This is a genomic window from Stutzerimonas sp. LR2, from assembly GCF_055755175.1.
This window is the reverse complement of sequence record NZ_JBVTRR010000001.1, coordinates 730,049-755,896: the sequence shown is the minus strand read 5'-3', so window position 1 is coordinate 755,896 and position 25,848 is coordinate 730,049. Positions and strand designations below refer to the sequence as shown.

The 25,848-nt window shown below is 63.3% G+C and carries 26 protein-coding genes; all 26 read right to left on the bottom strand.

What is annotated here, in order from left to right; all coding sequences use genetic code 11:
• Positions 1–54 precede the first annotated feature (54 nt).
• The 26 genes from glmS to yidC all read right to left on the bottom strand — a co-directional run bounded on the left by glmS (position 55) and on the right by yidC (position 25,847).
• A complete protein-coding gene (glmS, locus tag ACVRRC_RS03500; protein ID WP_011915186.1) occupies positions 55–1,905 on the bottom strand; it encodes a glutamine--fructose-6-phosphate transaminase (isomerizing) in 1,851 nt (616 codons plus the stop codon).
• A 2-nt stretch (positions 1,906–1,907) separates the two neighbouring features.
• Positions 1,908–2,690 (bottom strand): DeoR/GlpR family DNA-binding transcription regulator, encoded by a 783-nt coding sequence (locus tag ACVRRC_RS03495; RefSeq protein WP_011915187.1) that lies wholly within the window; start codon positions 2,688–2,690, stop codon positions 1,908–1,910.
• Between the two features lie 99 nt (positions 2,691–2,789).
• Positions 2,790–3,401, bottom strand: coding sequence for a LysE family transporter (locus tag ACVRRC_RS03490; RefSeq protein WP_106442563.1), 612 nt, complete (start codon positions 3,399–3,401; stop codon positions 2,790–2,792).
• Positions 3,402–3,495: 94 nt separating this feature from the next.
• Positions 3,496–4,854 carry a bifunctional UDP-N-acetylglucosamine diphosphorylase/glucosamine-1-phosphate N-acetyltransferase GlmU gene (gene glmU, locus ACVRRC_RS03485; protein ID WP_011915189.1) on the bottom strand — a complete coding sequence of 453 codons (1,359 nt, stop codon included), beginning with the start codon at positions 4,852–4,854 and terminating at the stop codon, positions 3,496–3,498.
• A gap of 143 nt (positions 4,855–4,997) precedes the next feature.
• Positions 4,998–5,426: a F0F1 ATP synthase subunit epsilon gene (locus ACVRRC_RS03480; protein ID WP_020308359.1), complete on the bottom strand. Its 429-nt coding sequence runs from the start codon at positions 5,424–5,426 to the stop codon at positions 4,998–5,000.
• A gap of 75 nt (positions 5,427–5,501) precedes the next feature.
• Positions 5,502–6,878, bottom strand: a complete 1,377-nt coding sequence (atpD, locus tag ACVRRC_RS03475; RefSeq protein WP_011915191.1) for a F0F1 ATP synthase subunit beta — start codon at positions 6,876–6,878, stop codon at positions 5,502–5,504.
• A gap of 30 nt (positions 6,879–6,908) precedes the next feature.
• Positions 6,909–7,775 (bottom strand): F0F1 ATP synthase subunit gamma, encoded by an 867-nt coding sequence (gene atpG / locus ACVRRC_RS03470; protein WP_011915192.1) that lies wholly within the window; start codon positions 7,773–7,775, stop codon positions 6,909–6,911.
• Between the two features lie 50 nt (positions 7,776–7,825).
• A complete protein-coding gene (gene atpA / locus ACVRRC_RS03465) occupies positions 7,826–9,370 on the bottom strand; it encodes a F0F1 ATP synthase subunit alpha (RefSeq protein WP_011915193.1) in 1,545 nt (514 codons plus the stop codon).
• Between the two features lie 15 nt (positions 9,371–9,385).
• On the bottom strand, positions 9,386–9,922 hold the full coding sequence (locus tag ACVRRC_RS03460) for a F0F1 ATP synthase subunit delta (RefSeq protein ID WP_011915194.1): 537 nt from the start codon (positions 9,920–9,922) through the stop codon (positions 9,386–9,388).
• A 12-nt stretch (positions 9,923–9,934) separates the two neighbouring features.
• Positions 9,935–10,405, bottom strand: a complete 471-nt coding sequence (locus ACVRRC_RS03455; RefSeq protein ID WP_011915195.1) for a F0F1 ATP synthase subunit B — start codon at positions 10,403–10,405, stop codon at positions 9,935–9,937.
• A gap of 92 nt (positions 10,406–10,497) precedes the next feature.
• A complete protein-coding gene (atpE, locus tag ACVRRC_RS03450) occupies positions 10,498–10,725 on the bottom strand; it encodes a F0F1 ATP synthase subunit C (protein ID WP_003290909.1) in 228 nt (75 codons plus the stop codon).
• Positions 10,726–10,793: 68 nt separating this feature from the next.
• A complete protein-coding gene (atpB, locus tag ACVRRC_RS03445) occupies positions 10,794–11,666 on the bottom strand; it encodes a F0F1 ATP synthase subunit A (protein ID WP_011915196.1) in 873 nt (290 codons plus the stop codon).
• Between the two features lie 14 nt (positions 11,667–11,680).
• A complete protein-coding gene (locus ACVRRC_RS03440; RefSeq protein ID WP_407042694.1) occupies positions 11,681–12,085 on the bottom strand; it encodes a F0F1 ATP synthase subunit I in 405 nt (134 codons plus the stop codon).
• A gap of 127 nt (positions 12,086–12,212) precedes the next feature.
• Positions 12,213–13,085 carry a ParB/RepB/Spo0J family partition protein gene (locus ACVRRC_RS03435; protein WP_011915198.1) on the bottom strand — a complete coding sequence of 291 codons (873 nt, stop codon included), beginning with the start codon at positions 13,083–13,085 and terminating at the stop codon, positions 12,213–12,215.
• A gap of 9 nt (positions 13,086–13,094) precedes the next feature.
• Positions 13,095–13,883, bottom strand: coding sequence for a ParA family protein (locus tag ACVRRC_RS03430; RefSeq protein WP_011915199.1), 789 nt, complete (start codon positions 13,881–13,883; stop codon positions 13,095–13,097).
• Between the two features lie 18 nt (positions 13,884–13,901).
• Positions 13,902–14,549, bottom strand: coding sequence for a 16S rRNA (guanine(527)-N(7))-methyltransferase RsmG (rsmG, locus tag ACVRRC_RS03425; RefSeq protein ID WP_013984549.1), 648 nt, complete (start codon positions 14,547–14,549; stop codon positions 13,902–13,904).
• Positions 14,549–16,441, bottom strand: a complete 1,893-nt coding sequence (gene mnmG, locus ACVRRC_RS03420; protein WP_108242486.1) for a tRNA uridine-5-carboxymethylaminomethyl(34) synthesis enzyme MnmG — start codon at positions 16,439–16,441, stop codon at positions 14,549–14,551. The genes rsmG and mnmG overlap by 1 nt, the downstream gene beginning before the upstream one ends.
• 408 nt (positions 16,442–16,849) lie before the next feature.
• Positions 16,850–17,242, bottom strand: a complete 393-nt coding sequence (gene mnhG, locus ACVRRC_RS03415; protein ID WP_472996628.1) for a monovalent cation/H(+) antiporter subunit G — start codon at positions 17,240–17,242, stop codon at positions 16,850–16,852.
• Positions 17,239–17,499 (bottom strand): MrpF/PhaF family protein, encoded by a 261-nt coding sequence (locus ACVRRC_RS03410; protein ID WP_472996627.1) that lies wholly within the window; start codon positions 17,497–17,499, stop codon positions 17,239–17,241. The genes mnhG and ACVRRC_RS03410 overlap by 4 nt, the downstream gene beginning before the upstream one ends.
• 2 nt (positions 17,500–17,501) lie before the next feature.
• Positions 17,502–17,846 (bottom strand): Na+/H+ antiporter subunit E, encoded by a 345-nt coding sequence (locus ACVRRC_RS03405; protein WP_011915204.1) that lies wholly within the window; start codon positions 17,844–17,846, stop codon positions 17,502–17,504.
• Positions 17,843–19,363 (bottom strand): Na+/H+ antiporter subunit D, encoded by a 1,521-nt coding sequence (locus tag ACVRRC_RS03400; protein WP_061374449.1) that lies wholly within the window; start codon positions 19,361–19,363, stop codon positions 17,843–17,845. The genes ACVRRC_RS03405 and ACVRRC_RS03400 overlap by 4 nt, the downstream gene beginning before the upstream one ends.
• A complete protein-coding gene (locus ACVRRC_RS03395; RefSeq protein ID WP_011915206.1) occupies positions 19,360–19,743 on the bottom strand; it encodes a sodium:proton antiporter in 384 nt (127 codons plus the stop codon). Before ACVRRC_RS03395 ends, ACVRRC_RS03400 begins: the two co-directional genes overlap by 4 nt.
• Position 19,744: 1 nt before the next feature.
• Positions 19,745–20,146 carry a Na(+)/H(+) antiporter subunit B gene (locus ACVRRC_RS03390; protein ID WP_013984552.1) on the bottom strand — a complete coding sequence of 134 codons (402 nt, stop codon included), beginning with the start codon at positions 20,144–20,146 and terminating at the stop codon, positions 19,745–19,747.
• Positions 20,143–22,452 carry a hydrogen gas-evolving membrane-bound hydrogenase subunit E gene (gene mbhE, locus ACVRRC_RS03385; RefSeq protein ID WP_019405944.1) on the bottom strand — a complete coding sequence of 770 codons (2,310 nt, stop codon included), beginning with the start codon at positions 22,450–22,452 and terminating at the stop codon, positions 20,143–20,145. The genes ACVRRC_RS03390 and mbhE overlap by 4 nt, the downstream gene beginning before the upstream one ends.
• Before the next feature lie 284 nt (positions 22,453–22,736).
• Positions 22,737–24,104: a tRNA uridine-5-carboxymethylaminomethyl(34) synthesis GTPase MnmE gene (mnmE, locus tag ACVRRC_RS03380; RefSeq protein WP_017244919.1), complete on the bottom strand. Its 1,368-nt coding sequence runs from the start codon at positions 24,102–24,104 to the stop codon at positions 22,737–22,739.
• Positions 24,105–24,176: 72 nt separating this feature from the next.
• Positions 24,177–25,847, bottom strand: a complete 1,671-nt coding sequence (gene yidC, locus ACVRRC_RS03375) for a membrane protein insertase YidC (protein WP_011915210.1) — start codon at positions 25,845–25,847, stop codon at positions 24,177–24,179.
• Position 25,848 lies beyond the last annotated feature (1 nt).

Sequence of the window (25,848 nt, the reverse complement as noted above, 5' to 3'; positions counted from 1 at the left end):
AGGCCCCGCGGGGCCTTTCTACTTTCTACACACCTATCGCAGCCTGCTGGTGCCTTACTCCACGGTAACCGACTTGGCCAGGTTGCGCGGCTGGTCGACGTCGGTGCCGCGCAGCACGGCGACGTAGTACGACAGCAGCTGCAGCGGCAGGGTGTAGAGAATCGGCGCCAGCGCATCGTGGATATGCGGCATGTTCACCAGGAAGATGCCCTCGCCGTTTTCGAAACCCGCCTCGCGATCAGCGAAGACGATCAGCTCGCCGCCACGGGCGCGCACTTCCTGCAGGTTGGACTTGAGCTTCTCCAGCAGTTCGTTGTTCGGCGCCACGGTCACCACCGGCATGTCGGCGTCGACCAATGCCAGCGGGCCGTGCTTGAGCTCACCGGCCGGATAGGCCTCGGCGTGTATGTAGGAGATCTCCTTGAGCTTGAGCGCGCCTTCCATCGCCACCGGATACTGCGCGCCGCGGCCGAGGAACAGCGTGTGGTGCTTCTCGGCGAAATGCTCGGCGATCTTCTCCACCGTGGCATCCATGGCCAGCGCCTCACCCAGGCGCGTCGGCAGGCGCCGCAGCTCGTCGACCAGCTCCGCTTCGCGCGCCACGCTCAGCGTGCCGCGTACATGCCCCAGTGCCAGGGTCAGCAGCATCAGCCCGACCAGCTGAGTGGTGAAAGCCTTGGTCGAGGCGACGCCGATCTCCGGCCCGGCCTGGGTCAGCAGGGTCAGGTCCGACTCGCGCACCAGCGAGCTGATGCCAACGTTGCAGATAGCCAAGCTGGCCAGATAGCCGCCGTCTCCACTGGCCAGCTGCTTGGCATTGCGCAGGGCCGCCAGGGTGTCGGCCGTCTCGCCGGACTGGGAAATGGTGACGAACAGCGTGTCCGGCTGCACCACCACCTTGCGGTAGCGGAACTCGCTGGCGACCTCCACCTGGCAAGGGATACCGGCCAGCTCTTCCAGCCAGTAACGCGCCACCATGCCGGCGTGATAGCTGGTGCCGCAGGCAACGATCTGCACGTTGCGCACCTTGGCGAACAGCTCGCCGGCCTGCGGACCGAAGGCCTCCACCAGCACCTGGCGATCGCCCAGACGGCCTTCCAGGGTGCGCTGCACGACCTTGGGTTGCTCGTGGATTTCCTTGAGCATGAAGTGGCGATACTCGCCCTTGTCAGCCGCCTCGGCGCCTTCGTGATACTGCACGGCCTCGCGCTGCACCGGCTGGCCATTGACGTCCCAGACCTGCACGGCGTCGCGGCGAATCTCGGCGATATCGCCTTCTTCCAGATACATGAAACGGTCGGTCACCTGCCGCAACGCGAGCTGGTCGGAGGCGAGGAAGTTCTCGCCGAGGCCCAGGCCGATCACCAGCGGGCTGCCGCTGCGCGCAGCGAGCAGGCGATCCGGTTGTTTGGCGCTGATCACTGCCAGGCCATAGGCGCCGTGCAGTTCCTTGACCGCTTCCTTCAGCGCGGCGGTCAGGTCGCCCAGCGCATCGAGCTTGTGGTGCAACAGGTGGACGATGACCTCGGTGTCGGTATCGGAGAGGAACACGTACCCCAGCGCCTTCAGCCGGGCGCGCAGTGCCTCGTGGTTCTCGATGATGCCGTTGTGCACCACCGCCAGGTCGTCACCGGAGAAATGCGGATGAGCGTTGCGCTCGCAGGGCGCGCCGTGGGTCGCCCAGCGGGTGTGCGCGATACCCAGGCGACCGACCAGCTGGGTCTGCTGCTGAGCCGTTTCCAGTTCGGCCACCTTGCCGTTGCGACGCAGCCGTTCGAGCCTTCCGCTGTCGCTCAGCACGGCGACACCGGCGCTGTCATAGCCACGGTATTCCAGGCGCTTGAGGCCTTCGAGAAGAATTGCGGTGATGTTGCGTTCGGCGACAGCGCCAACGATGCCACACATACTCAGGTCTCCGGATGGGGTTCGACGGCCACGCAGATCAGTTTGACGCCGCGGGCCAGGATGCTGGTGCGCGCCTCGTCGCTGAGGCGCTCATCGGTAATCAGGGTGTGTACGCTGCTCCAGGGCAGCTCGAGATTGGGGATGCGCCGGCCGATCTTGTCGGCCTCGGCGAGCACGATGACCTCCCGCGCGACATCGGCCATGACCCGGGATAACCCTAGCAGCTCGTTGAAGGTGGTGGTGCCACGCTCCAGATCGATGCCGTCGGCCCCGATGAACAGCTGATCGAAGTCGTAGGAACGCAGTACCTGTTCGGCCACCTGGCCCTGGAAGGACTCCGAGTGCGGGTCCCAGGTGCCACCGGTCATCAGCAGTACCGGCTCATGCTCCAGTTCGCGCAGGGCATTGACCACGTTCAGCGAGTTGGTCATTACCACCAGCCCGTGCTTGTGGCCGAGTTGGGGAATCATCGCCGCGGTAGTGGTGCCGCTGTCGATGATGATCCGCGCGTGCTCGCGGATGCAGCCGACCGCGGCACGGGCGATGGCCTGCTTGTAGGGCGAGACGGGCTGCACGCTGTCGCCGATCAGCTCCTGGGGCAGTGGCACCGCACCGCCGTAGCGACGCAGCAGCAGGCCGTTCTTTTCCAGAGCGGCGAGGTCCTTGCGGATCGTGACTTCGGAAGTTTCGAAGCGCCGCGACAGCTCGTCGACACTGACCTCGCCGCGCTCGTTGAGCAGGGCGAGGATGGCATGACGGCGTTGCGGTGTGTTGCGCTTCGACATTGCTATGTTTCGATTCGAAAGATAATGGTGCGAATCAAAACATAAGGATTCGCTGCCTGCAAGCGTGGCATCGGCCGAAGCGAAAAGCGGTGCGTCCGCTCAGTTGAGCGTGAGCTTTACGCCGAAGCCGACCAGGAACAGCCCGGCGAGCTTCTCCAGCCCGCGCGCGATTCGCGGATTGGCCCGCATGCGCTCGGCGAGACGATGGGTCAGCAGGACCACCAGCAAGCCGTAAAGAAAGGTCAGCAGCATGATGGTGACCGCCATGAAGGCGAAGGTGACCAACCCCTGATGGCGCTGGGGATCGATGAACAGCGGGAAGAATGCCATGTAGAAGACGATGGCCTTGGGATTGAACAGGGTGATCACCAGCGTCTGCCAGAGGTACTGGCGCGGCCGGATGGTCAGCGTCGGTGCGGCGCCCGGCTTGGCCAGCAGCATGCGCGCACCGAGCCAGATCAGGTAGGCGGCTCCCAGCCACTGCACCAGATGGAAAGCCGTCGGATAGGCCTTGAGCAACGCGGCAACGCCGGCAACCGCAAGCCACATCAACACCTGGTCGCCGAAGATGATGCCGAAGGTGGAGGCCAGCCCGCCGCGAACGCCACCCTTGCCGGTCGAGAGGATCAGCGCGAGATTGCCCGGCCCGGGAATGGCGAGAAGGATGATGAAAGCCACCACGAAGGCGCCGTAGTCGGTCACACCGAACATTCCATTCCCCTTCTGCCGAACCACTGCGGGGCGCCGCAAGCCCCTTGCTTGGCGGCGGCGAGTCCGACAGCCGGCTCGCCGGGCCGGCCCTGTTTCACTTCTTGGTCGGCCGCTGCCAGCCGTCGATATTGCGCTGGCGCCCGCGGCCGAGCGCGAGGGTATGCGCCGGCACGTCGTCGGTGATAGTCGAGCCTGCACCGGTAGTCGCGCCGTCGCCCAGATTCAGCGGTGCCACCAGCGAGCTGTTGGAGCCGATGAAGACGTCCTCGCCCATCACCGTGCGGAACTTGTTGGCACCGTCGTAATTGCAGGTAATGGTGCCGGCGCCGATGTTGCTCCGCGCGCCGATCTCGGCGTCACCCAGATAACTCAGGTGGCCGGCCTTGGCTCCATCGCCGAGGCTCGCATTCTTCATCTCGACGAAGTTGCCCACATGCGCCTTGGCGCCCAGCAGACTGCCGGGTCGCAGCCGGGCGAAAGGCCCGCAATCGGCGCCCTCGCCCATCACGGCCCCCTCGAGATGGGAGTTGGCCTTGACGACCGCGCCACGGCGCAGGGTACTGTCCTTGATCACGCAGTTAGGGCCGATCTGCACATCGTCCTCGATAACCACCCTGCCCTCGAGCACCACGTTGACGTCGATCAGCACGTCACGGCCCACGCTGACCTCGCCACGCAGATCGAAGCGCGCCGGGTCGCGCAGCGTCACGCCCTGCGCCATCAGGCGGCGCGCGGCACGCAGCTGGTAGTGACGTTCCAGCTCGGCGAGCTGGATGCGGTCGTTGGCGCCCTGCACTTCCATGGCGTCCGCCGGCTGCTCGGTAGCCACCCGCAGGCCATCGGCAACGGCCATGGCAATCACGTCGGTCAGGTAGTACTCACCCTGAGCATTGCTGTTCGACAGACGCCCCAGCCATTCGCCGATGCGGCTGCCGGGCACGGCAAGGATGCCGGTATTGCCTTCGCGGATGGCGCGCTGGTCGGCGCTGGCATCCTTGTGCTCGACGATCGCCTGCACCTCGCCACGCCCGTCACGGACGATCCGGCCGTAGCCGGTCGGGTCGTCCAGCGTCACCGTCAGCAGTGCCAGCTGCTCGGGCCCGACCTTTTGCAGCAGACGCTGCAGGGTCTCGGCTTCGATCAGCGGCACATCGCCATAGAGAATCAGCACGCGCTCGGCCGAGAGGTGCGGCAGCGCTTGCGCCACTGCATGACCGGTGCCCAGCTGTTCGGCCTGGACGACGAAATTGAGATCATCACCGGCCAGGCGCTGACGCACCTGCTCGGCGCCGTGGCCGATCACTACCTGGATGCTGCGCGGCTGCAGCGCGCGCGCAGTGGCGATGACGTGGCCAAGCATGGATTGGCCGGCGACCGGATGCAGCACCTTGGGCAGCGCCGAACGCATGCGGGTGCCCTGTCCGGCGGCGAGAATGACGATATCGAGGGACATGAAGCGATTCCTGAACGGGATCGGTGCGACCGCGCTTCGCCCGTTGCGAGCGGTACAAGGCGTCTTTACCGACGAATGACAGAAAAAGAAAAAGGGTAGCCAAGGCTACCCTTTTACTCGTGCGCGATGAAGTCGCTAGCCGATCAGTGCCGGCCGTACTTCTTGCGCATCTGCTCGATGGTACGCAGCTGAGCTGCGGCCTCGGCCAGACGTGCGGCCGCGGAACCGTAGTCGAAATCCGCGCCCTTCTCGTGCAGGGCCTTCTCGGCAGCCTTGACGGCGGCCTGAGCAGCAGCCTCGTCGATGTCCTTGGCGCGCGTAGCGGTATCGGCGAGGACCTTCACCATGTTCGGCTGCACTTCGATGAAGCCGCCGGAGATGTAGAAGATCTCTTCCTCGCCACCCTGCTTGATCACCCGCACCGGACCGGGCTTGAGATCGGTCAGCAGCGGCGCGTGACCCGGCAGGACGCCGATGTCACCAAGGTTTCCGTGGGCGATGACCATTTCCACCAGCCCCGAGAACAGCTCTTCTTCCGCACTGACGATGTCGCAATGGACTGTCATAGCCATGTTCATGCCTCGGTAATCAGCCCGACCAGCAGCGGCCGGCCAGGCTGGATTGGCGCCCGCGAGCGGGCGCGCCAGTTACAGTTTCTTGGCCTTCTCGATGGCTTCGTCGATGCTGCCGACCATGTAGAACGCCTGTTCCGGCAGATGGTCGTAGTCGCCATTGAGGATGCCGGAGAAACCACGGATGGTTTCCTTCAGCGGAACGTACTTGCCCGGCGAACCGGTGAAGACTTCGGCCACGAAGAACGGCTGGGACAGGAAGCGCTGGATCTTACGAGCGCGGGATACCAGCTGCTTGTCCTGCTCGGACAGTTCGTCCATACCCAGGATCGCGATGATGTCCTTCAGCTCCTTGTAGCGCTGCAGCACGTACTGAACGCCGCGAGCGGTGTCGTAGTGCTCCTGGCCGATGACCAGCGGATCCAGCTGACGGGAAGTCGAGTCGAGCGGATCGACCGCCGGGTAGATACCCAGGGAAGCGATGTCACGCGACAGTACGACGGTAGCGTCGAGGTGGGCGAAGGTGGTCGCCGGGCTCGGGTCGGTCAGGTCGTCCGCGGGAACGTATACGGCCTGCACGGAGGTGATCGAACCGTTCTTGGTGGAGGTGATGCGCTCCTGCAGAACGCCCATCTCTTCGGCCAGCGTCGGCTGATAACCTACCGCCGAAGGCATACGGCCCAGCAGGGCGGATACTTCGGTACCGGCGAGGGTGTAACGGTAGATGTTGTCGACGAACAGCAGAACGTCACGACCTTCGTCACGGAACTTCTCGGCCATGGTCAGACCGGTCAGCGCAACGCGCAGACGGTTTCCTGGCGGCTCGTTCATCTGGCCGTAGACCAGGGCCACCTTGTCCAGAACGTTGGAGTCCTTCATCTCGTGATAGAAGTCGTTACCTTCACGAGTACGCTCACCCACACCGGCGAACACGGAGTAACCGCTGTGCTCCATCGCGATGTTACGGATCAGCTCCATCATGTTTACGGTCTTGCCTACACCGGCACCACCGAACAGACCGACCTTACCGCCCTTGGCGAACGGGCAGACCAGGTCGATAACCTTGATGCCGGTTTCCAGCAGCTCGTTGCCGCCAGCCTGTTCGGAATAGGACGGCGCAGCGCGGTGGATGGTCCAGCGCTCTTCTTCGCCGATCGGGCCGGCTTCGTCGATGGGGTTACCCAGGACGTCCATGATGCGACCCAGGGTCTGCTTGCCGACCGGTACGGAGATACCGGTGCCGGTGTTGACGACGTCCAGGCCACGCTTGAGGCCTTCGGTCGAACCCATGGCGATGGTACGGACAATGCCGTCGCCCAGCTGCTGCTGGACTTCCAGGGTGGTCTCGGCGCCCTGAACTTTCAGTGCGTCATAGACGTTCGGTACCAGATCGCGCGGAAATTCCACGTCGATAACGGCGCCGATGATTTGAACGATACGTCCGCTACTCATGTTTGGTTCCTCTGAATATTTGAACCGTTCTTAAACCGCGGCAGCGCCGCCGACGATTTCCGAAATTTCCTGAGTGATCGCAGCCTGACGGGCCTTGTTGTAGACCAGTTGCAGGTCGCTGATCAGCTCACCGGCGTTGTCGGTTGCGTTCTTCATGGCAATCATCCGCGCGGCCTGTTCGGCTGCGCCGTTCTCAACCACGGCCTGATAGACCTGGGACTCGATGAAACGAACCAGCAGGGCATCCAGCAGCTGCTGGGCGTCCGGCTCGTAAAGGTAGTCCCACTGACCTTTCTTCACCGGCTCGGCACTGTCGTCTGCAGCCAGGGGCAGCAGCTGATCGAGCGTCGGCTTCTGGGTCATGGTGTTGATGAACTTGTTGGATACCAGGTACAAGCGATCGATACGGCCCTCGTGGAAGCCGTCCAGCATGACCTTGACGCTGCCGATCAGATCGTTGATCGATGGCTCTTCGCCGAGGTTGCCGATCGCTGCTACGACGTTGCCGCCGAAGCTGCGGAAGAAGCTCGCGCCCTTGTTGCCGATCACGCAGAGGTCGACTTCGACCTTCTGGTCGTGCCACTCCTTCATGTTCTTGATCAGGACCTTGAACAGGTTGATGTTCAGGCCACCGCACAGACCACGATCAGTAGACACGACGATATAGCCGACACGCTTGACCGGACGCTCCACCATGAACGGGTGACGGTATTCCGGGTTGGCGTAGGCCAGATGGCCGATTACCTGCCGGATCCGCTCCGCATAAGGGCGGCTGGCAGCCATGCGCATCTGTGCCTTGCGCATCTTGCTGACCGCCACCTTTTCCATGGCGCTGGTGATCTTCTGCGTGCTTTTGATGCTCGCAATCTTGCTGCGAATCTCTTTTGCGCCTGCCATTTGACACCTATCGGGTTAGCAGGCGGGAGCCTTGCGGCTCCCGCTGCGGCTTACCAGCTCTGCGTGGCCTTGAACTTCTCGATACCAGCCTTCAGGCCAGCGTCGATTTCGTCGTTGAAGTCGCCCTTCACGTTGATCCTCGCCATCAGGTCGGCGAACTCGCGGTTGAAGAAGGCGATCAGGGCCTGCTCGAAGGCGCCAACCTTGGCCACTTCCACGTCCGCCAAATAGCCACGCTCGGCGGCATACAGGGACAGGGACATATCGGCGATGGACATCGGCGCGTACTGCTTCTGCTTCATCAGCTCGGTAACGCGCTGACCATGCTCCAGCTGCTTGCGGGTCGCTTCGTCCAGGTCGGAAGCGAACTGTGCGAATGCAGCCAGTTCACGGTACTGAGCCAGTGCGGTACGGATACCACCGGACAGCTTCTTGACGATCTTGGTCTGCGCCGCACCACCCACGCGGGATACCGAAATACCGGCGTTGACGGCCGGACGGATGCCTGCGTTGAACATGGCCGATTCCAGGAAGATCTGACCGTCGGTGATGGAGATCACGTTGGTCGGAACGAACGCGGAAACGTCGCCAGCCTGGGTTTCAATGATCGGCAGAGCGGTCAGGGAACCAGTCTTGCCAGTCACAGCACCGTTGGTGAACTTCTCGACGTACTCTTCGGAAACGCGAGAAGCGCGCTCCAGCAGACGGCTGTGGAGATAGAACACGTCGCCCGGGTAGGCTTCACGTCCCGGCGGACGGCGCAGCAGAAGGGAAATCTGGCGGTAGGCCACGGCCTGCTTGGACAGATCGTCATAGACGATCAGTGCGTCTTCGCCGCGGTCGCGGAAGTATTCGCCCATGGTGCAGCCGGCGTACGGAGCCAGGTACTGCAGCGCAGCGGACTCGGAAGCCGAAGCAGCCACCACGATGGTGTTCTGCAGGGCACCGTGCTCTTCCAGCTTGCGCACTACGTTGGCGATGGTCGACTGCTTCTGACCGATAGCCACGTAGACGCAGCGGATGCCGCTGTTCTTCTGGTTGATGATGGCGTCGATAGCCAGGGCGGTCTTACCGATCTGACGGTCACCGATGATCAGCTCACGCTGGCCACGGCCTACCGGGATCATCGCGTCGACCGACTTGTAACCGGTCTGCACCGGCTGGTCGACCGACTTACGCCAGATCACGCCAGGCGCGACTTTCTCGACCGCGTCGGTGGCCTGGGCATTGATCGGGCCCTTGCCATCGATCGGGTTGCCCAGCGCATCGACCACGCGACCCAGCAGTTCCGGACCAACAGGAACTTCGAGGATACGGCCGGTGCACTTGGCGCTCATGCCTTCGGTCAGGCCCAGGTAGTTACCCAGAACCACGGCACCTACGGAGTCTTGCTCCAGGTTCAGTGCCATGCCGAAGATACCGCCAGGGAACTCGATCATCTCGCCGTACATGACGTCGGCCAGACCGTAGATGCGTACGATACCGTCAGAAACGCTGACGACGGTGCCCTCGTTACGGGCTTGAGCAGCGACATTCGATTTCTCGATGCGCTGCTTGATGATTTCACTAATCTCGGAAGGATTCAGTTGCTGCATGCCATGACCCTCAAATCAGGATTTCAACGATTCGGCCAACTGGCTCAGTTTGCCGCGGACCGAACCGTCGACAACCACGTCACCGGCGCGAATCAACACGCCGCCGATCAGAGCAGGATTCACGACCTGCTGGAGGTTGACGGTGCGATCTAGCCGCTTCGACAGGGCGGCAGCCAAAGTTTGGAGTTGCGCGTTGCTGAGCTCGAAGGCGGTTTCAACTTCTGCCTCGAGCGTTTTCTCGGCTTGCGCCTTGATGTCCTCGTACAGCTCCCATACGGTCGGCAGGACCGACAGGCGATCGTTTTCGCCAAGGGTCTGAACGTAGTTGCGGAACGCTTCGTCGGCATCGTCACCAAGTACGCGTACCAGCGCCTGGACCTTGCTCTCGCTGGTCAGACGGGGATCGTTCAGCAACGCTGCGACTTCTGGGACTTCAACAGCGACGGCGGCCAGGTTCAGCATTTTCGACCAGGAATCGGTCTGTCCTGCGGCGCTGGCAAACTCGAAAGCGGCTTTCGCGTAAGGCCGAGCAAGCGTCTGGGTATTGATCATCGCTTGCCTCGCTTAGAGTTGGGAGGCCAGTTTTTCGACCAGTTCGTTGTGTACCTTGGCGTCCACCTGGGACTCCAGGATCTTCTCTGCACCGGCGACGGCAAGAGCCGCTACCTGGCTGCGCAGTTGGTCCCTGGCACGGTTCACTTCCTGTTCGATCTCGGCGCGGGCGCCGGCGACCAGTCGCTCGCCTTCCACACGTGCCTGCTGCTTGGCTTCCTCGATGATCGCGTTGGCGTGCTTGTTCGCCTGCTCGATGATCTGGGCTGCCTGCTCCTTGGTCTCGCGGAGGGTGTGGGACACCTTGTCCTGAGCCAGTTTCAGGTCCTGCTGCGCACGGCCTGCCGCATCCAGTCCTTCGGCGATCTTCTTCTGGCGCGCTGCCATGGCTGCCGTGATTGGCGGCCAGACGAGCTTCATACAGAACCAGACGAAGATAGCGAAGGCGAGCGTTTGACCGAACAGCGTCAAGTTAATGTTCACAGCGATTTACCTCGTGCTATCTCGTTCAACGCGGGAGTCAATCCACGGCGACGGGGCTCGCCCGGCGAACCCCATCTCAAACCGGAAAGTGATTAACCGGCGACAACGAAGATGAGGTACATCGCGATACCAACGCCGATCATCGGTACGGCGTCGAGCAGACCGGCCATCAGGAAGGTCTTGGTTTGCAGCTGAGGAGCCAGCTCGGGCTGACGAGCAGTGGATTCCAGCAGTTTGCCACCCAGCAGGGCGAAGCCGATGCCGGTACCCAGGGCACCCAGACCGATCATGATAGAGGCGGCGATGTAGACGAGTTCCATGTAAAGCTCCTGAAGCTAAGGGGGGTTAAGGTTTTGGGTAAAACGAAACGGTTGTAACGGTTCAGCTGTTACGGCGTGAGCTCGGCGTGCCCATGGTCTTCATGGGCAGAACTCAGGTACACCACGGTCAGAACCATGAAAATGAACGCCTGAAGCGGGATCACCAGGATGTGGAAGATCGCCCAGGGCACATTCAGGGTCCACTGCACGTAGAACGGCAGCAGCGCGATGAGGATGAACACCACCTCACCGGCGTACATGTTGCCGAACAGACGCAGCGCGAGGCTGAGCGGCTTGGTCAGCAAACCGAGGATTTCCAGGAACAGGTTGAACGGCACCAGCGACCAGTGGTTGAACGGGGTGAACGCCAGTTCTTTGGTGAAACCGCCGAAGCCCTTGACCTTGAAGCTGTAGAACAGGATCAGGATGAACACGCCGAGCGACAGACCGAAGGTACCATTCGGGTCGGCGGTCGGGACGATCTTGAACGCCGGCAGGCCCAGCAGATGAGCGATGCCCGGAATGTAGTCCACTGGAATCCACTTCAGGCTGTTCATCAGGAACACCCAGACGAAGATGGTCAGTGCCAGCGGAGCGATCAGCGGGTTGCGCCCGTGGAAGGTGTCCTTGACCACGCCTTCGACGAACTCGACGCACATTTCGACCAGATTCTGCAGCTTGCCCGGTACGCCGGCAGTGGCGGCCTTGGCAGCGCTGCGGAACAACAGGATGAAGATGGCGCCCATCAGCAGCGACCAGCCGAGGGTATCCAGGTGGACGGCCATGAAGCCCATGTCGCGCGCTTCGGCGCCGGTCTGGGCGATGGTCCAGGTGGCCTGATCGAGAATGGAGCCATCAGCACGCTCGTAACCCGCTGGCAGCTTGCCGTAGGTGAGGTTTTGCAGGTGATGCTGGATATATTCAGCGGGGGTACTCGCCATAAACGCCTCAATGCTCAATGCTTCGGATTGTTTTTCATCAGCAGGAGCGCGCTTGCTCCAACACCCAGCACCAGCAGATAGCCGGCAAACAAGGCGATCGGTTCCAGCGGTTTCACTCCCACGAACACCAACGCAAACAGCGCTGCTGCCAGAATCTGTTTACCCATCTCGCCAGACCAGAAGGACTGGATGATTGCCCGGGTCGAACGTGCGCCAAAGTAACGAAAGGCCTTGTACGCGAAATACACGTTCGCCGACAGTGCAATCAGACCGCCGCAAAGCGCGGAGTAGCCGGCGACCATACCAAATACCAGGCCACATGACACAGCGGTCACTACCACGACCATCGCCTGCATCAGCAATACGCGGAAAGCCGGGAGGCGATGGAAGGGTGTCTTGTTGCGTATGTTCACCTGAATTCCATCACTGCAGCGGGCCGCGTAAATAATTGTCCGCAGTCAAAAAAGCGCGGCGAGTATAGGAGCAGGCCAGCCGGGGTTCAACTCTCCGGTAGTATTTTCCGACCGGCACTACAAACATTTTGTATCAACGAATGTGCGCCAGAACGCCCTGCAATTCATCCAGGGAACTGTAGCGAATCACCAGCTGGCCTTTGCCCTTCTGCCCATGCTTGATCTGCACCGGCGAGCCCAGGCGTTCCGCCAGACGCTGTTCCAGACGGCTGATATCGGGATCGACCTTGACCTCGGCCTTCGGCTTTTCCTTGCTGCTCAGCCACTGGCGTACCAGGGCTTCGGTCTGGCGGACCGTCAGCCCACGTGCGACAACATGCCGCGCGCCCTCGACCTGCTGGTCAGCCGGCAAACCAAGCAAGGCGCGGGCGTGCCCCATTTCCAGATCGCCATGGGACAACAGCGTCTTGATTTCCTCGGGTAGGGCGATCAGGCGCAGCAGGTTGCTCACCGAGACCCGCGACTTGCCGACGGCATCGGCCACCTGCTGTTGAGTGAGCTGGAATTCCTGCTGCAGCCGCTGCAAGGCCACCGCTTCTTCGATCGGGTTGAGATCCTCGCGCTGGATGTTCTCGATCAGCGCCATGGCGATGGCGGCTTCGTCCGGAACCTCGCGAACCAGCGCCGGCACACGTTCCAGACCGGCCTGCTGGCTGGCGCGCCAGCGTCGCTCGCCGGCGATGATCTCGTAGCGGCCGCCCTCGACCGGACGCACGACGATGGGCTGCATCACGCCGTGATTGCGGATCGACTGCGCCAGTTCTTCCAGCGCCTGCGGATCCATGTCGCGACGGGGCTGATACTTGCCGCGCTGAACCAGCTCCAGCGGTAACTGTTGCAGTTCGCGGGTGTCGACCTTGGCGGCCTCTTCCTGCATCGCCGAGACACTGGCGCCGCCGAGCAGGGCATCGAGTCCCCGTCCTAGACCTCTTTTCTTGGTCGCCATGAGTAGTCCTTATGCGAGAGCGCCACGAGCCGACTGGCGCTGGCGTCGCGACAGTTCGCCGGCCAGGGCCAGATAGGCCAGGGCACCCTTGGATTGCTTGTCGTAGACCAGCGCCGGCATGCCGTGGCTGGGGGCTTCGGCGAGCCGTACGTTGCGCGGAATCACGGTGTCGTACAGCTTGTCGCCGAAATGCGCCTTGAGCTGTTCGGAAACGTCGTTGGTCAGGCTGCTGCGCGGGTCGTACATGGTGCGCAGCAGACCTTCGATCTTCAGACTCGGATTGAGTGCCTGACCGATGCGCTGGATCGAGTTGACCAGATCGGACAAACCCTCGAGCGCGTAGTACTCGCACTGCATGGGGATGATCACGCCATCGGCTGCCGCCAGCGCGTTGATGGTCAGCATCGACAGCGACGGCGGACAGTCGATGAGAATGTAGTCGTAGTTCTCGCGTACCGGGGCCAGCGCTTCGCGCAGGCGCTTTTCCTTCGCCGGCAGATTGAGCAGGGCCACCTCGGCCGCCGTCAGGTCGCGGTTGGCCGGCAGCAGCTGGTAGCCGCCATGCTCGGAGAACTGCATGGCATCAACCAGGCTGCATTCGCCGATCAGCACATCGTAGATCGAGTATTCCAGGCCGAGCTTGTCCACACCGCTGCCGGTGGTGGCATTGCCCTGGGGATCGAGGTCGATCAGCAGCACCCGACGGCGCGTGGCGACCAGCGAAGCGGCCAGATTGATGCAGGTGGTGGTCTTGGCGACACCGCCTTTCTGGTTGGCAATGGCGAAGACTTTAGCCATGGTCAGTGTCTGTCCGGGTCATGAAGTGCGGCGCAGTATCAACAGATGGCGCTGGCCTTGGCAACCGGGAACCTTGAGCACGTGACAGGCATCGAGACGGAAGTCCTCGGGCAGGCGCTGTAACTCGTCATCTGGCTGCACGCCCTTCATGGCCAGCCAGCGGGTTTCGGCATTGCCCAGATGGCGGGTCCAGCTGGCGAAGTCCTCCAGCGAGCTGAAGGCGCGCGAGGTAATGCCGTCAAAGGCGATGGAGGGCTGGAACTGCTCGACGCGAGCGTGCACCACCTCAAGATTGGCCAGTTTCAGCTCCAGCTTCACCTGGGTGAGGAAACGTGTCTTCTTGCCGTTCGAGTCCAGCAGGGTGAACGCCCGTTCGGGAAACATGATCGCCAGCGGCACGCCGGGCATGCCGCCGCCGCTGCCGACGTCCAGCCAATTGCGCCCCCCTTCGGCCACGAAAGGCACCACGCTCAGGCTGTCGAGCAGATGGCGCGAGACCATCTCGTCCGGATCGCGCACGGCGGTCAGGTTATAGGCCTTGTTCCACTTGATCAGCAGCGCCAGGTAGGCCAGCAGCAGTCGTTGCTGGCGGTCGTCCAGGGGAATGCCGAGCTGCCCGGCCCCGCGTACGAGTTCTTCCGCATGGGATTCACTGACCAGACTCATCAGGCGCTCTGCTCCAGCTGCTGACCGGCGCTGCGCTTCTTCAGGTGGATCATCAGCAGGGACACGGCCGCCGGCGTGACGCCGGGGATTCGCGAGGCCTGACCGAGGGTCTGCGGGCGCGCCTGGCCGAGCTTGTGCTGGATCTCCTTGGACAGGCCGGAAATCGTCGCGTAGTCGAGGTCCGCAGGCAGTGCCACGTTCTCGCTGGCACGCAGCTTCTCGATCTCGTCCTGCTGCCGCTCGATGTAACCGGCGTACTTGGTCTTGATCTCGACCTGCTCGGCGACCTGCGGATCCGGTTCGCCCGGCCCGGTCAGTTCGATCAGGCTCTGATAATCGATTTCGGGACGAGCGAGCAGATTGAGCAGGTTGTACTCGCGGGCCAGCGGGCTGCCGAAGCGCTCGGCGATGGCATCGCCTTGCGGCGTGCCCGGGCGCACCCAGCTGTTCTTCAGACGCTGTTCCTCGCGCTCGATGCCCTCGCGCTTGGCGCAGAACGCCGCCCAGCGGGCGTCGTCCACAAGGCCGAGCTCGCGGCCCTTTTCGGTCAGGCGCAGGTCGGCATTGTCCTCGCGCAGGATCAGCCGGTACTCGGCGCGCGAGGTGAACATGCGATACGGCTCCTGCGTGCCAAGGGTGATCAAGTCATCGACCAGCACGCCGAGGTAGGCCTCATCACGCCGCGGGCACCAGCTGTCCTTGCCCTGTGCGCGCAAGGCGGCGTTGGCGCCGGCGAGCAGCCCCTGGGCGCCGGCCTCTTCGTAACCGGTGGTGCCATTGATCTGCCCGGCAAAGAACAGCCCGCCAATGACCTTGGTCTCCAGGCTGTACTTGAGATCACGCGGATCGAAATAGTCGTATTCGATGGCGTAGCCCGGCCGCACGATGTGCGCATTCTCCATGCCACGGATGCTCTGCACGATCTGCAACTGCACGTCGAACGGCAGCGAGGTGGAGATGCCGTTGGGGTACAGCTCATGGGTGGTCAGGCCTTCCGGCTCGAGAAACACCTGATGGCTGTCCTTGTCGGCGAAGCGATGGATCTTGTCCTCGATGGACGGGCAATAGCGAGGCCCCACGCCTTCGATGACGCCGGAATACATCGGCGAGCGATCGAGGTTGGCGGCGATGATCTCGTGGGTGCGCGCGTTGGTGTGGGTGATCCAGCAGCTGACCTGCGGCGGATGCTGCTCTCGGCTGCCGAGAAAGGACATCACCGGCAGCGGCGTGTCGCCGGGCTGCTCGGTCATCTGCGAGAAGTCCACCGAACGGCCGTCGATGCGCGGCGGCGTGCCGGTCTTCAGCCGGCCGACGCGCAGCGGCAACTCGCGCAGACGCTTGGCGAGTGTGATCGAAGGCGGATCGCCAGCACGGCCCCCTGAATAATTCTGCAGCCCAATGTGGATAAGTCCGCCGAGGAAGGTTCCAGTGGTCAACACCACGGACGTTGCAAGAAAGCGCAGCCCCATTTGGGTAACGACGCCGCGCACCTCGTTCTGCTCAACGATCAGGTCATCAGCGGCCTGCTGAAATATCCACAGGTTCGGCTGGTTTTCCAGTAGCTCTCGGATGGCCGCCTTGTAAAGCACGCGATCAGCTTGTGCCCGGGTTGCCCGTACAGCTGGGCCCTTGCGGCTGTTGAGCACTCGGAACTGGATGCCGCCCTTGTCGGTAGCAACGGCCATGGCGCCACCCAGGGCGTCGATTTCCTTGACCAGATGACTTTTGCCGATGCCGCCGATGGCCGGGTTGCAGCTCATCTGGCCCAGGGTTTCCACATTGTGGGTGAGCAGCAGGGTCTTGACCCCCATGCGTGCTGCAGCCAGTGCCGCTTCGGTACCGGCATGGCCGCCGCCGATCACGATCACATCGAAACGGGATGGGAAATCCACGTGCACCTCGTGCCTTGTGGGCTGGTCTGGAAAAACGGCCAAGTATAGAGACTTACCCAGGCTGAAAGAAGCGCCTTGGGCAAAATTTGATCAACGGAGGGTTGGCAGCCGAATAGAACAGAAAAAAGAAAAGAAAATATAAAAGAGCTTGTAGATATGTTTACTAATGGTGAAGCAGTTATCTGTGGATAAACATACAGAGCCCACTGTTCTCAAGGGCTCCAACGATGGATAAGGCTGTGCTCCGCCTGCGCGATACCGGTGTGGATCAAGTGTGCGGGCTGTTGATAACAGAGCGAACTGTGCACAGGGGACGTTATCCAGAGGGTATGCCCCGCGCTTATCTACCGAGCCGAAGGAGGGTTATCAACAGACCTTAGGAAGTCCGTGGCCAACAGTGAATCGACCTCAGGGTTCTTTGTCGGCTCTGGGCGGAGCGCTTCTTTCAAGCCACTCATCCAGCGTTACCGGGCTGCGATCGAGCACGCCATGCAGGGCATCTTCCCCGTGTAGGCCGTCGAGCCGCGCGCCCGACATATAGGCGGCACGGCCGAGCAGGTGGCCGGCGATGGGAATGGTCAGCATGAGGAAGATCAATGTGGCCGAGCCAATGAACACGGCCTGTGCGTCGCCCATGTGTATAATCACGCCGAGCAGAATCAGCCCGGCGCCCACCGTGCCGGACTTGGTGGTGGCGTGAATGCGTTGCAGCGGGTCGGCAAAGCGCAGCAGCCCGAGCATGGCAGCGAACAGGAAGACCACGCCGGCGAGCATGACCACCACGGCGATAAAGTCGATCATTGTTCTTTTTTCCCCTTGCGCATGATGAATACGGCGAAGGCACAGGTGCCGACGAATCCGATCAGGCCGAGGCCGAACCCCACATCGAGAAACTCACGGCGCCCGGTCATGGCCGCCACCAGCGCGGCGATGGCCACGCCCACGCCGGTGAGCATGTCCAGTGCAACCACCCGATCGACCAGTGTGCGGGCGACGATCATCCGCCAGAGCGTCACTCCTAGTGGCAGCATGACGAGAACCAACAGTGTATCGATCATGCTCACCACCTCTCGATACGGGCGATGCGGCGTTCGAAGACCTGCTGGATCGACGCGATGATCTGCTCCGGCGTCCGCCCATCCAGGGCGTGCACGTAGAGCAGACGGCGATCGGCACTGACGTGCAGCGCGCAGTTGCCCGGCGTCAGCGAGACCAGGCTGGCCAGCACGGCGATGCCCATATCGGTTCGCAGCGCGATTGGCACGGCGATGATCGAGCTGTGCATGCGCGGCTCCCGAGCGAAGGCCGCGCGAGCCACCGTCACGGAGGACACGATCAGCTCGTAGAAATAGATGCCGAGCAATTCGACGACATCCACCACACGACGCAGCAAGCCGGTATTCATGGGCGGGCCTCCGGAATCGACGCGGACGGCAGCACTGCCGACAGGTACGCGGCCGGCTCCAGCAGCGCCGCCGCCGCGGTTTGCGAAAAGAGGATCAGCGGTTGCGGCATGAAGCCGATCGCCAGGGTCAGCGTGCCGAGCGCGGCGATCGCCAGCAGCATCGGCAAGGGCACCCGGCGGGCCTCGGTCCTTGGCAGCACTGGCTTCTTCCAGAACGCCTCCATCCAGATCTTGGTCATCGAATAGAGCGTCAGCAGGCCGACGAACAGGGCCAGCCCCGCCAGCCAGTGCTCGCCAGCGCGGAAGGTGGCATCGATCACCAGGAACTTGGCCCAGAACCCCGACAGCGGCGGCAAGCCGGCCAGCGACAAGGCCGGGATCAGGAACAGTGCCGCCAGCAGCGGGTTGCGGTACATCAGCCCCCCGCTCTTGCGCAGGTCGAAGGTGCCGCTGGCGCGGTGGATCGCTCCGGCAAGGAGGAACAGGTTCGCCTTCACGATGATGTGATGCAGGATGTAGAAGATCGCTCCGGTCAGGGCCGCCTGGGTGGAGATCGCCAGCCCGAGCAGCATGTAGCCGATCTGGCTGACGATGTGGAACGAGAGAATGCGCCTGACGTCCCACTGCACCGCCGCGCCGAACACGCCGAACAGCATGGTGCCGGCGGCCAGCACGGCGACGATCTCGCGGATGCCGCTGTCCTCGACGCTGAAGATCAGGGTGAACACGCGTAGGCAGGCGTACACCCCTACCTTGGTCAGCAGCCCGGCGAAGATCGCCGAAACGGTGCTCGACGCGGTGTGGTAGGACGCCGGCAACCAGAAGAACAGCGGAAAGTAACCGGCCTTGATGCCGAAGCCGCAGAGCAGCAGCAGGGCCGACAGGGTCAGGTTGATCGAGGGTTCGGTCTGCGGCAGCACCCGCGCGAGATCCGCCATGTTCAGCGTGCCGGTCGCCCCGTAGAGCAGTGCCACGCCGGTGAGGAAAAGCAGCGTGGAGAACAGGTTGAGGATCGCGTAGCGCACCGTCGCATCGAGCTGCGCGCGGTTGCGGCCGATGGCCAGGAGGCCCATCGCGGTGATCAGCATTACCTCGAACCACACATAGAGGTTGAAGATGTCGCCGGTGAGGAAGGCCCCGTTGACGCCGGCGAGCATGCCCAGCAGCAGGGGGTGGAAGCCGGCCCGCTCCTCGCGACGGCGGATGTCAGCCAGACCGAAGGTCATCACCGCGGCGGCCAGAATTCCGGTGATCGCCACCATCGCTGCCGCCAGGGCATCGGCGACGAAGACTATGCCGAACGGCGCCGCCCAGTCGCCGAAGCGGATCGCCAGAATCCCCTCGCGATACACCGCAACGAGCAACAGCAGCGAAGCAGCCAGCAGCAGGGTTATGCACAGGGCGCTGACCAGACGCTGGGCGCGACGACTTTTCCACAGGCAGGCTGCCAGCCCAGCACCGAGAATCGGCAGCAGGACCGGCCAGAGTGGTGCGTGCAGCGTCAGAAATCCTGTCATGGGCGATCCTTGCCTGCGGAGGTGGGCGAACCCAGCCGTTCAGCCGCATCGATCTGCCTCAGGTCCACGCTGCCCAGGCGACGATAGGTCTGCAGCGCCAGGGCGGCGAAGAAAGCAGTCAGCGAGAAGCCGATGACGATGGCCGTGAGTACCAGCGCCTGCGGCAGCGGATTGGCCGCATCGGCGGGCAGGCTGCTCTCCCCGGCGCGGATCACAGCCGGCGTGTTGGTGACGATGCGGCCGGCGAAGAAGATCACCAGGTTGATCGCCGCCGAGAGCATGGTCACGCCCAGCAGCACACGGACGATGTGCCGCGACAGGATGAGGTAGAGGCTGCAGCCGGCGAGCACGGCAATGCTCAGTGCGAAGAGCAGGTGCATGTCAGAGGTCCTCGTAGAAGCGCAGGATCAGGGAAAGGATGCCGCCGAGCACCACCAGGTACACGCCGATATCGAACAGCAGCGTGGTGCCCAGGTGGAAATTGCCAAGGACCAGCCACTGGTGGGTCAGGAAGGAGCCGTCCAGCCACAGCCCCGGCAGGCCGCTGAGCAGCGCGGCGAGGATGCCGAAGCCGATCACCGTCATGGGCTCGAAGCGCAGCGTCGCGCGCGCCACCTCGACCCCGCGGGCGAGCGCCAGGGTGGCGAAGCCGGCGGCGGCGATCAGCCCGCCTACGAAGCCGCCACCCGGCTCGTTGTGTCCGCGGTAGAGCACATAGACCGAGACCACCAGCATCACGCCGAAGAGAATCCGCGAGAAGGCGGCGAAGATCAGTGAATTCATCGTGAGTCCCTCCGCCGTGGCAGCGCGCGCAACAGGCCCCACACGCTAATGGCGGCGAACGCCACCACCACCACCTCGCCGAGGGTGTCGATGGCGCGGTAGTCCACCAGCACCACGTTGACCACGTTGCGACCGTGCGCCTCCAGGTAGCTGGTGGCGGCATAGAATTCGGAGATGCGTCCGTCCAGCGGCAGCGCCACGGTGGCAGCCAGGGCGACGAACACCACCAGCGCAAAACTCACCGAGAGCAGGATATCCAGGCGTTTCTCCCGCGGCCGGCGGGTCGAAGCCGTACGCTCCGGCACCCGGAGCAGCAGCGCCACCAGGATCAGTACCAGCAGCACCTCCACCGAAAACTGAGTGAGTGCCACGTCCGGCGCGCCGTTGAGCAGGAAGATCAGCGCCGAGCCGAAGCCCACCACACCGACCGCGATCATCGCGCGCAGCAACGACGGTGTGCGCGTGGCGGCCAGCGCACCCAGGCACATCATCAGGAGCACCACGGCGGTAGGCAGGTCGAATCGTCCGCCGCTCAGGCTGAAGACCGGCCGCGTGCCGCTGGCCAGCACGCCGTAGCCGATGATCAGCAGGACGGCCGTTGCGACCGTGGCGGTGTAGCGATGCTGGTCGCCGTTCTGCAGGAGCCGCGTACAGCGTTCGGCCAGGCGCAAGGTACCGGTGAACACGGCGTTGTAGCCGGCATCGCCGAGGCTGCGCTTCAGCCCCGTGTTCAACGACAGCGCATAGTGGATGCGATGCCAGTAGGCGAGCAGACCGCCGGCGAAGGCGACCACGGTCGCGCTCAGTGCGAGCATCGGCGTAAAGCCGTGCCAGAGCGAGAACGACAGGTCTACCGTATGACCGACGAGCACATCGTTGGCCGGCTGGATCAGCCCGGTGAGCAGGAAATCCGGCGCCAGGCCGAACAGAAAACCCAGGCCGCCGAGCACCAGCGGGCCGAGGTACAGGCCTGGGGTCTCCGGATGGTGCACCTCGCTGCGCGCCTTGCCCAGGTAATAGGGCCGAATCGCTGCCACCCCGGCGATCGCCGCGAACACCGCATTGACCAGCACCGCCACGGCCACCACCACCCAGCCGAAGGAGGCATTGAGCTGGCTCTCGAACAGGTATTCCTTGGTGATGAAGCCCAGCGTCGGCGGCAGTCCGGCCATGGAGATCGCTGCCATGCCGGCCGCCAGGGTGGTCATCGGCAGACGCCGGGCCAGCCCGCCGATCAGGCTAAGGCGCCCCTCGCCCACGGCATGGATGGTGGTGCCGGCGCAGAAGAACAGGGCCGCCTTGTACAGCGCGTGCGCAATGATGAAGGCGATCATCGCGGTCACCGAGTAGTCGCCATCCAGACCGATCAGCATCACCAGCACCCCCAGCGACCCCACGGTGGAGTGCGCCAGGACTTCCTTGAAGCCATCGGTGGACAGTGCTCGCACCGCCGCCACCAGCATGGTCAGGCTGCCGACGATGACCAGCGTGGTGCCGAATGCCGGTATGCCGCCAAAGACCAGGTCGAAGCGCGCCAGCAGATACACGCCAAGCTTGACCATGGTCGCCGAGTGCAGGAAGGCCGAGGCAGGCGCCGGGGCCTCCATCGCCTGGGGCAGCCAGAAATGGAAGGGCAGCTGCGCCGACTTGGTGAAGGCACCGAGCATGATCAGGATCATCGCCGGTACGGCCAGCGGGCTGGCCAGCAGCTCCGGTGCACGCTCGGCCACTTCCGACAGCGAGAAAGTGCCCAGGGTGATGCCGATCAGCAGGATACCGGCGAACAGCGCCAGCCCTCCACCGCCGGTTACCACCAGTGACTGCAGGGCGGCCTTGCGCGCCTCCGGCCGGCTGGAATTGAAACCGATCAGCATGAACGACAGCAGGCTGGTGGCTTCCCAGAAAACGAACATCACCACAAGATTGTCGGACAGCACCGTACCGAGCATGGCCGTCATGAACAGCAGGATCAGCGTCAGAAAGCGTGCGGCTTCGGAAGGCGAGGAGTGCGAAAAATAGGCGCCCGCGTAGATCGTCACCAGCGTCCCGATGCCGGTGATCAGCAGAACGAACAGCAGGGCGAAGCCATCCAGGCGGAGGCTCAGCGAAATGCCCAGCGCCGGTACCCATTCAAGGGTCTCGCTGATGGCGCCGGTCTCGCCGAGGTTCGCCCCCAGTGCCAGGAAGTAGAGGAACAGGCCGGCCGGCAGCAGCGCAGCGACCCATCCTCCATAGGGATAGGTGCGGCTGACGATGAACCTGGCGAGGATCGCTCCCAGGAATGAAACGAGCAGTGCAGCAAGCACGGCGCCATCCTCTTGTCGTGGATTGCTGGAAACGGCTGAGCTGGTAGCGCGTGTTTTGATAGCAAAGGTAGTTCAAACGATGCGTCGGGCGCTGTTACCAGCTATGTCAGGCGCAGCGGCAAGCCCCAGGCCAGACGCAGGCCAAGAGATAGGAGGGCGATGGGAGGGCACCGGCGAAGGCTGCGCAAGCGCCGTCTGCCGCGGGCCAGACGGCTGCCGGCGGTTCGTCGCGAAGGCGATGGAGCGACCGTGTGGGCGAGGCGCCGCACACGCTCATGCAATTGTTACTTGCCTATGCAGAAGCTCGAGAAGATGCGGCCGAGCAGGTCGTCGGAGCTGAAGGCGCCGGTGATTTCGCCAAGCGCCTGCTGGGCCAGACGCAGGTCCTCAGCCAGCAACTCGCCGGCTCCGGCCAGCGTCAGCTGGTCATGCCCGTGCCGCAGATGCTCGTCGGCCAGACGCAGCGCGTCGAGGTGCCGACGACGCGCGCTGAAGCTGCTTTCGGCGGTCTGCTCGTAGCCCATGCAGTGCTTGAGATGCTCGCGCAGCAGTTCCAGCCCTTCCCCACTGCGCGCGCACAGGCTGAGCGTGGCCTGGCCGTCGTTATCGCAGCGCAGCACGATGGCCTCCCCGGTCAGATCGGCCTTGTTGCGGATCAGCGTGACCTTGCCCGGCTCTGGACTGAAATCGAGAAATTCCGGCCACAGCGCCGAAGGATCGCTGGCTTCGGGGGCGCTGGCATCGACCACCAGAAGGATGCGATCGGCTTCGCCGATGGCGCTCAGGGCACGTTGTACGCCGATACGTTCGACCTGATCCTCGGTGTCGCGCAGGCCGGCGGTATCCACCACGTGCAGCGGCATGCCGTCGATGAGGATGTGCTCGCGCAGAACGTCACGGGTCGTACCGGCAATATCGGTGACGATGGCCGCCTCGCGCCCCGCTAATGCGTTGAGCAGACTTGATTTGCCAGCGTTGGGACGACCCGCGATGACCACGGTCATGCCATCGCGCAACAGGGCGCCCTGCCCCGCCTCGCGCAATACTGTGGATAACTCCGTGCGGACCCCGTCCAGTTGCGCCAGCACATGACCGTCGGCGAGGAAGTCGATCTCCTCCTCCGGAAAATCGATCGCCGCCTCGACGTAGATGCGTAGCTGGATCAGCCGTTCGGTCAGCTGGTGCACGCGCCGTGAGAATTCGCCCTGCAGCGAGCGGACCGCGTTGCGTGCAGCCTGGGCAGAGCTGGCCTCGATCAGATCGGCAATGGCCTCGGCCTGAGCCAGGTCGAGCTTGTCGTTGAGGAATGCACGCTCGCTGAATTCGCCAGGTCTGGCCAGGCGCACACCCAGCTCGACACAGCGCTGCAGCAGCATGTCCAGCACCACCGGGCCGCCATGGCCGTGCAGTTCCAGCACATCCTCGCCGGTGAACGAATGAGGGCCGGGGAAAAACAGCAGCAGCCCCTCGTCGATGACTTCGCCATCGTCCGCATGGAATGGGCCGTAATGAGCATGACGCGGCGTCGGTTCGCGACCGCTGAGGGTGATGGCGATTGCCCTGGCGCGAGGGCCGGATACACGGACGATGCCCACGCCTCCCCGGCCGGGAGCGGTGGCGACGGCGGCGATGGTGTCGCGAGCTGGGATCATGCGGCCTCCTTTCTGGGCGACGGATAGCAAAACGCCCCAATCAAGGGGCGTTCTGCATGGGCGGGCAAGGCGTCAGGCGGGTTTCGCCCCGGCCTCGATCTGCCGCGTAATGTACCACTGCTGGGCGATGGACAGGATGTTGTTGACCACCCAGTACAGCACCAGACCGGCAGGGAACCAGAGGAAGAAGAAGGTGAAGATGATCGGCAACAGCTTCATCACCCGAGCCTGCATGGGGTCCGGCGGAGTCGGGTTGAGCTGCTGCTGAATGAACATGGTCACGCCCATGATGATCGGCAGGATGAAGTACGGATCCTTGATCGACAGGTCGGTGATCCAGAACATCCAGGGCGCCTGGCGCATCTCCACGCTTTCCAGCAGCACCCAGTACAGGGCCAGGAACACCGGCATCTGCACCAGGATCGGCAGGCAGCCACCCAGCGGATTGATTTTCTCCTTCTTGTACAGCTCCATCATCGCCTGGGACATCTTCTGGCGATCGTCACCGAACTGTTCCTTCAGCGCCTGCATCTTCGGCGAGACGGCGCGCATGCGCGCCATGGACCGGTAGCTGGCCGCCGACAGCGGGAAGAACGCCAGCTTGATGACGATGGTCAGGACGATGATCGACCAGCCCCAGTTGCCGAGCAGGGCGTGGATGTTTTGCAGCAGCCAGAAGATCGGCTGGGCGATGAACCAGAGAATGCCGTAGTCGACCGTCAGACGCAGGCCCGGCGACAGCTCTTCCAGCTTGTCCTGGCTCTTCGGACCGGCATACAGCGTGGCGCCGGTCTCGCCCTGGGCGCCGGCGGGCACGGTAACGGCCGGGCCGGTGAAACCGATGATGTAGTTGCCCTGGCTGTCCTTGCGGGTCTGCACCTGATTGGTGTCGCCGGCTTGGGGAATCCAGGCGGTAACGAAATAGTGCTGCAGCCAGGCGATCCAGCCACCCTGTACGGTTTCGCGCAGGTTCTTGTCGTCCATGTTGCTCATGGACACCTTGCGATACGGCTCGTCCTTGGTCCACAGCGCCGCCCCCAGATAGGTCGCGGTGCCGGTGGCAGTGCTGGACGACGGGTCGCCGCTCTTGTCGCGCTTGAGCTGGCCGAACAGATAACCGGTCCAGGGCTGCTGGCTCTGGTTATCGATCAGGTAGTTCACCTTCAGCGCATAGTTGCCTCGCTCCAGGGTGAAACGCTTGATGTAGTTGACGCCATCGGCGCTGTAGTTCAGGTCGACGACCAGCGCATCCTGCCCTTCGGCCAGCTGATACTCGGTCTTCTCGCTGCTGTACTGCGGACGGCCGCTGGCCTTGTCCGGGCCGTCGCCGATCAGGCCGCTCTGCGCCTCATAGGTACGCTCGCTGCTGCGCTCGAACAGCTGGAACGGCACATCGGGGCGATCCTGACGGCGCGGATACTGCGGCAGATGCAGTTCGACGATGTCGCCACCACGCGGATCGATGGCCAGGTCGAGCACGTCGGTACGGACGCGGATCAACTGGCTGCTCGGTGCGCTGGTCGGCAGGGCGCTGGCCTGCTGCTGACCGGCAACCGCCGGAACGTCGTTGGCATTGCCCTCGGTCGTTGCGCTCGGGCTGTCCGGCAGCGCCGGAGCGGCTGGCTGGCTTTGCGCGGTTTCGGTCGGCAGGGCTGCCTGACCGTAGTCCTGATTCCATTGAAGAACCATCAGGTAGGCAACGACTGCTAGTGCTACGAGCAGTATCGAGCGTTTGATATCCATG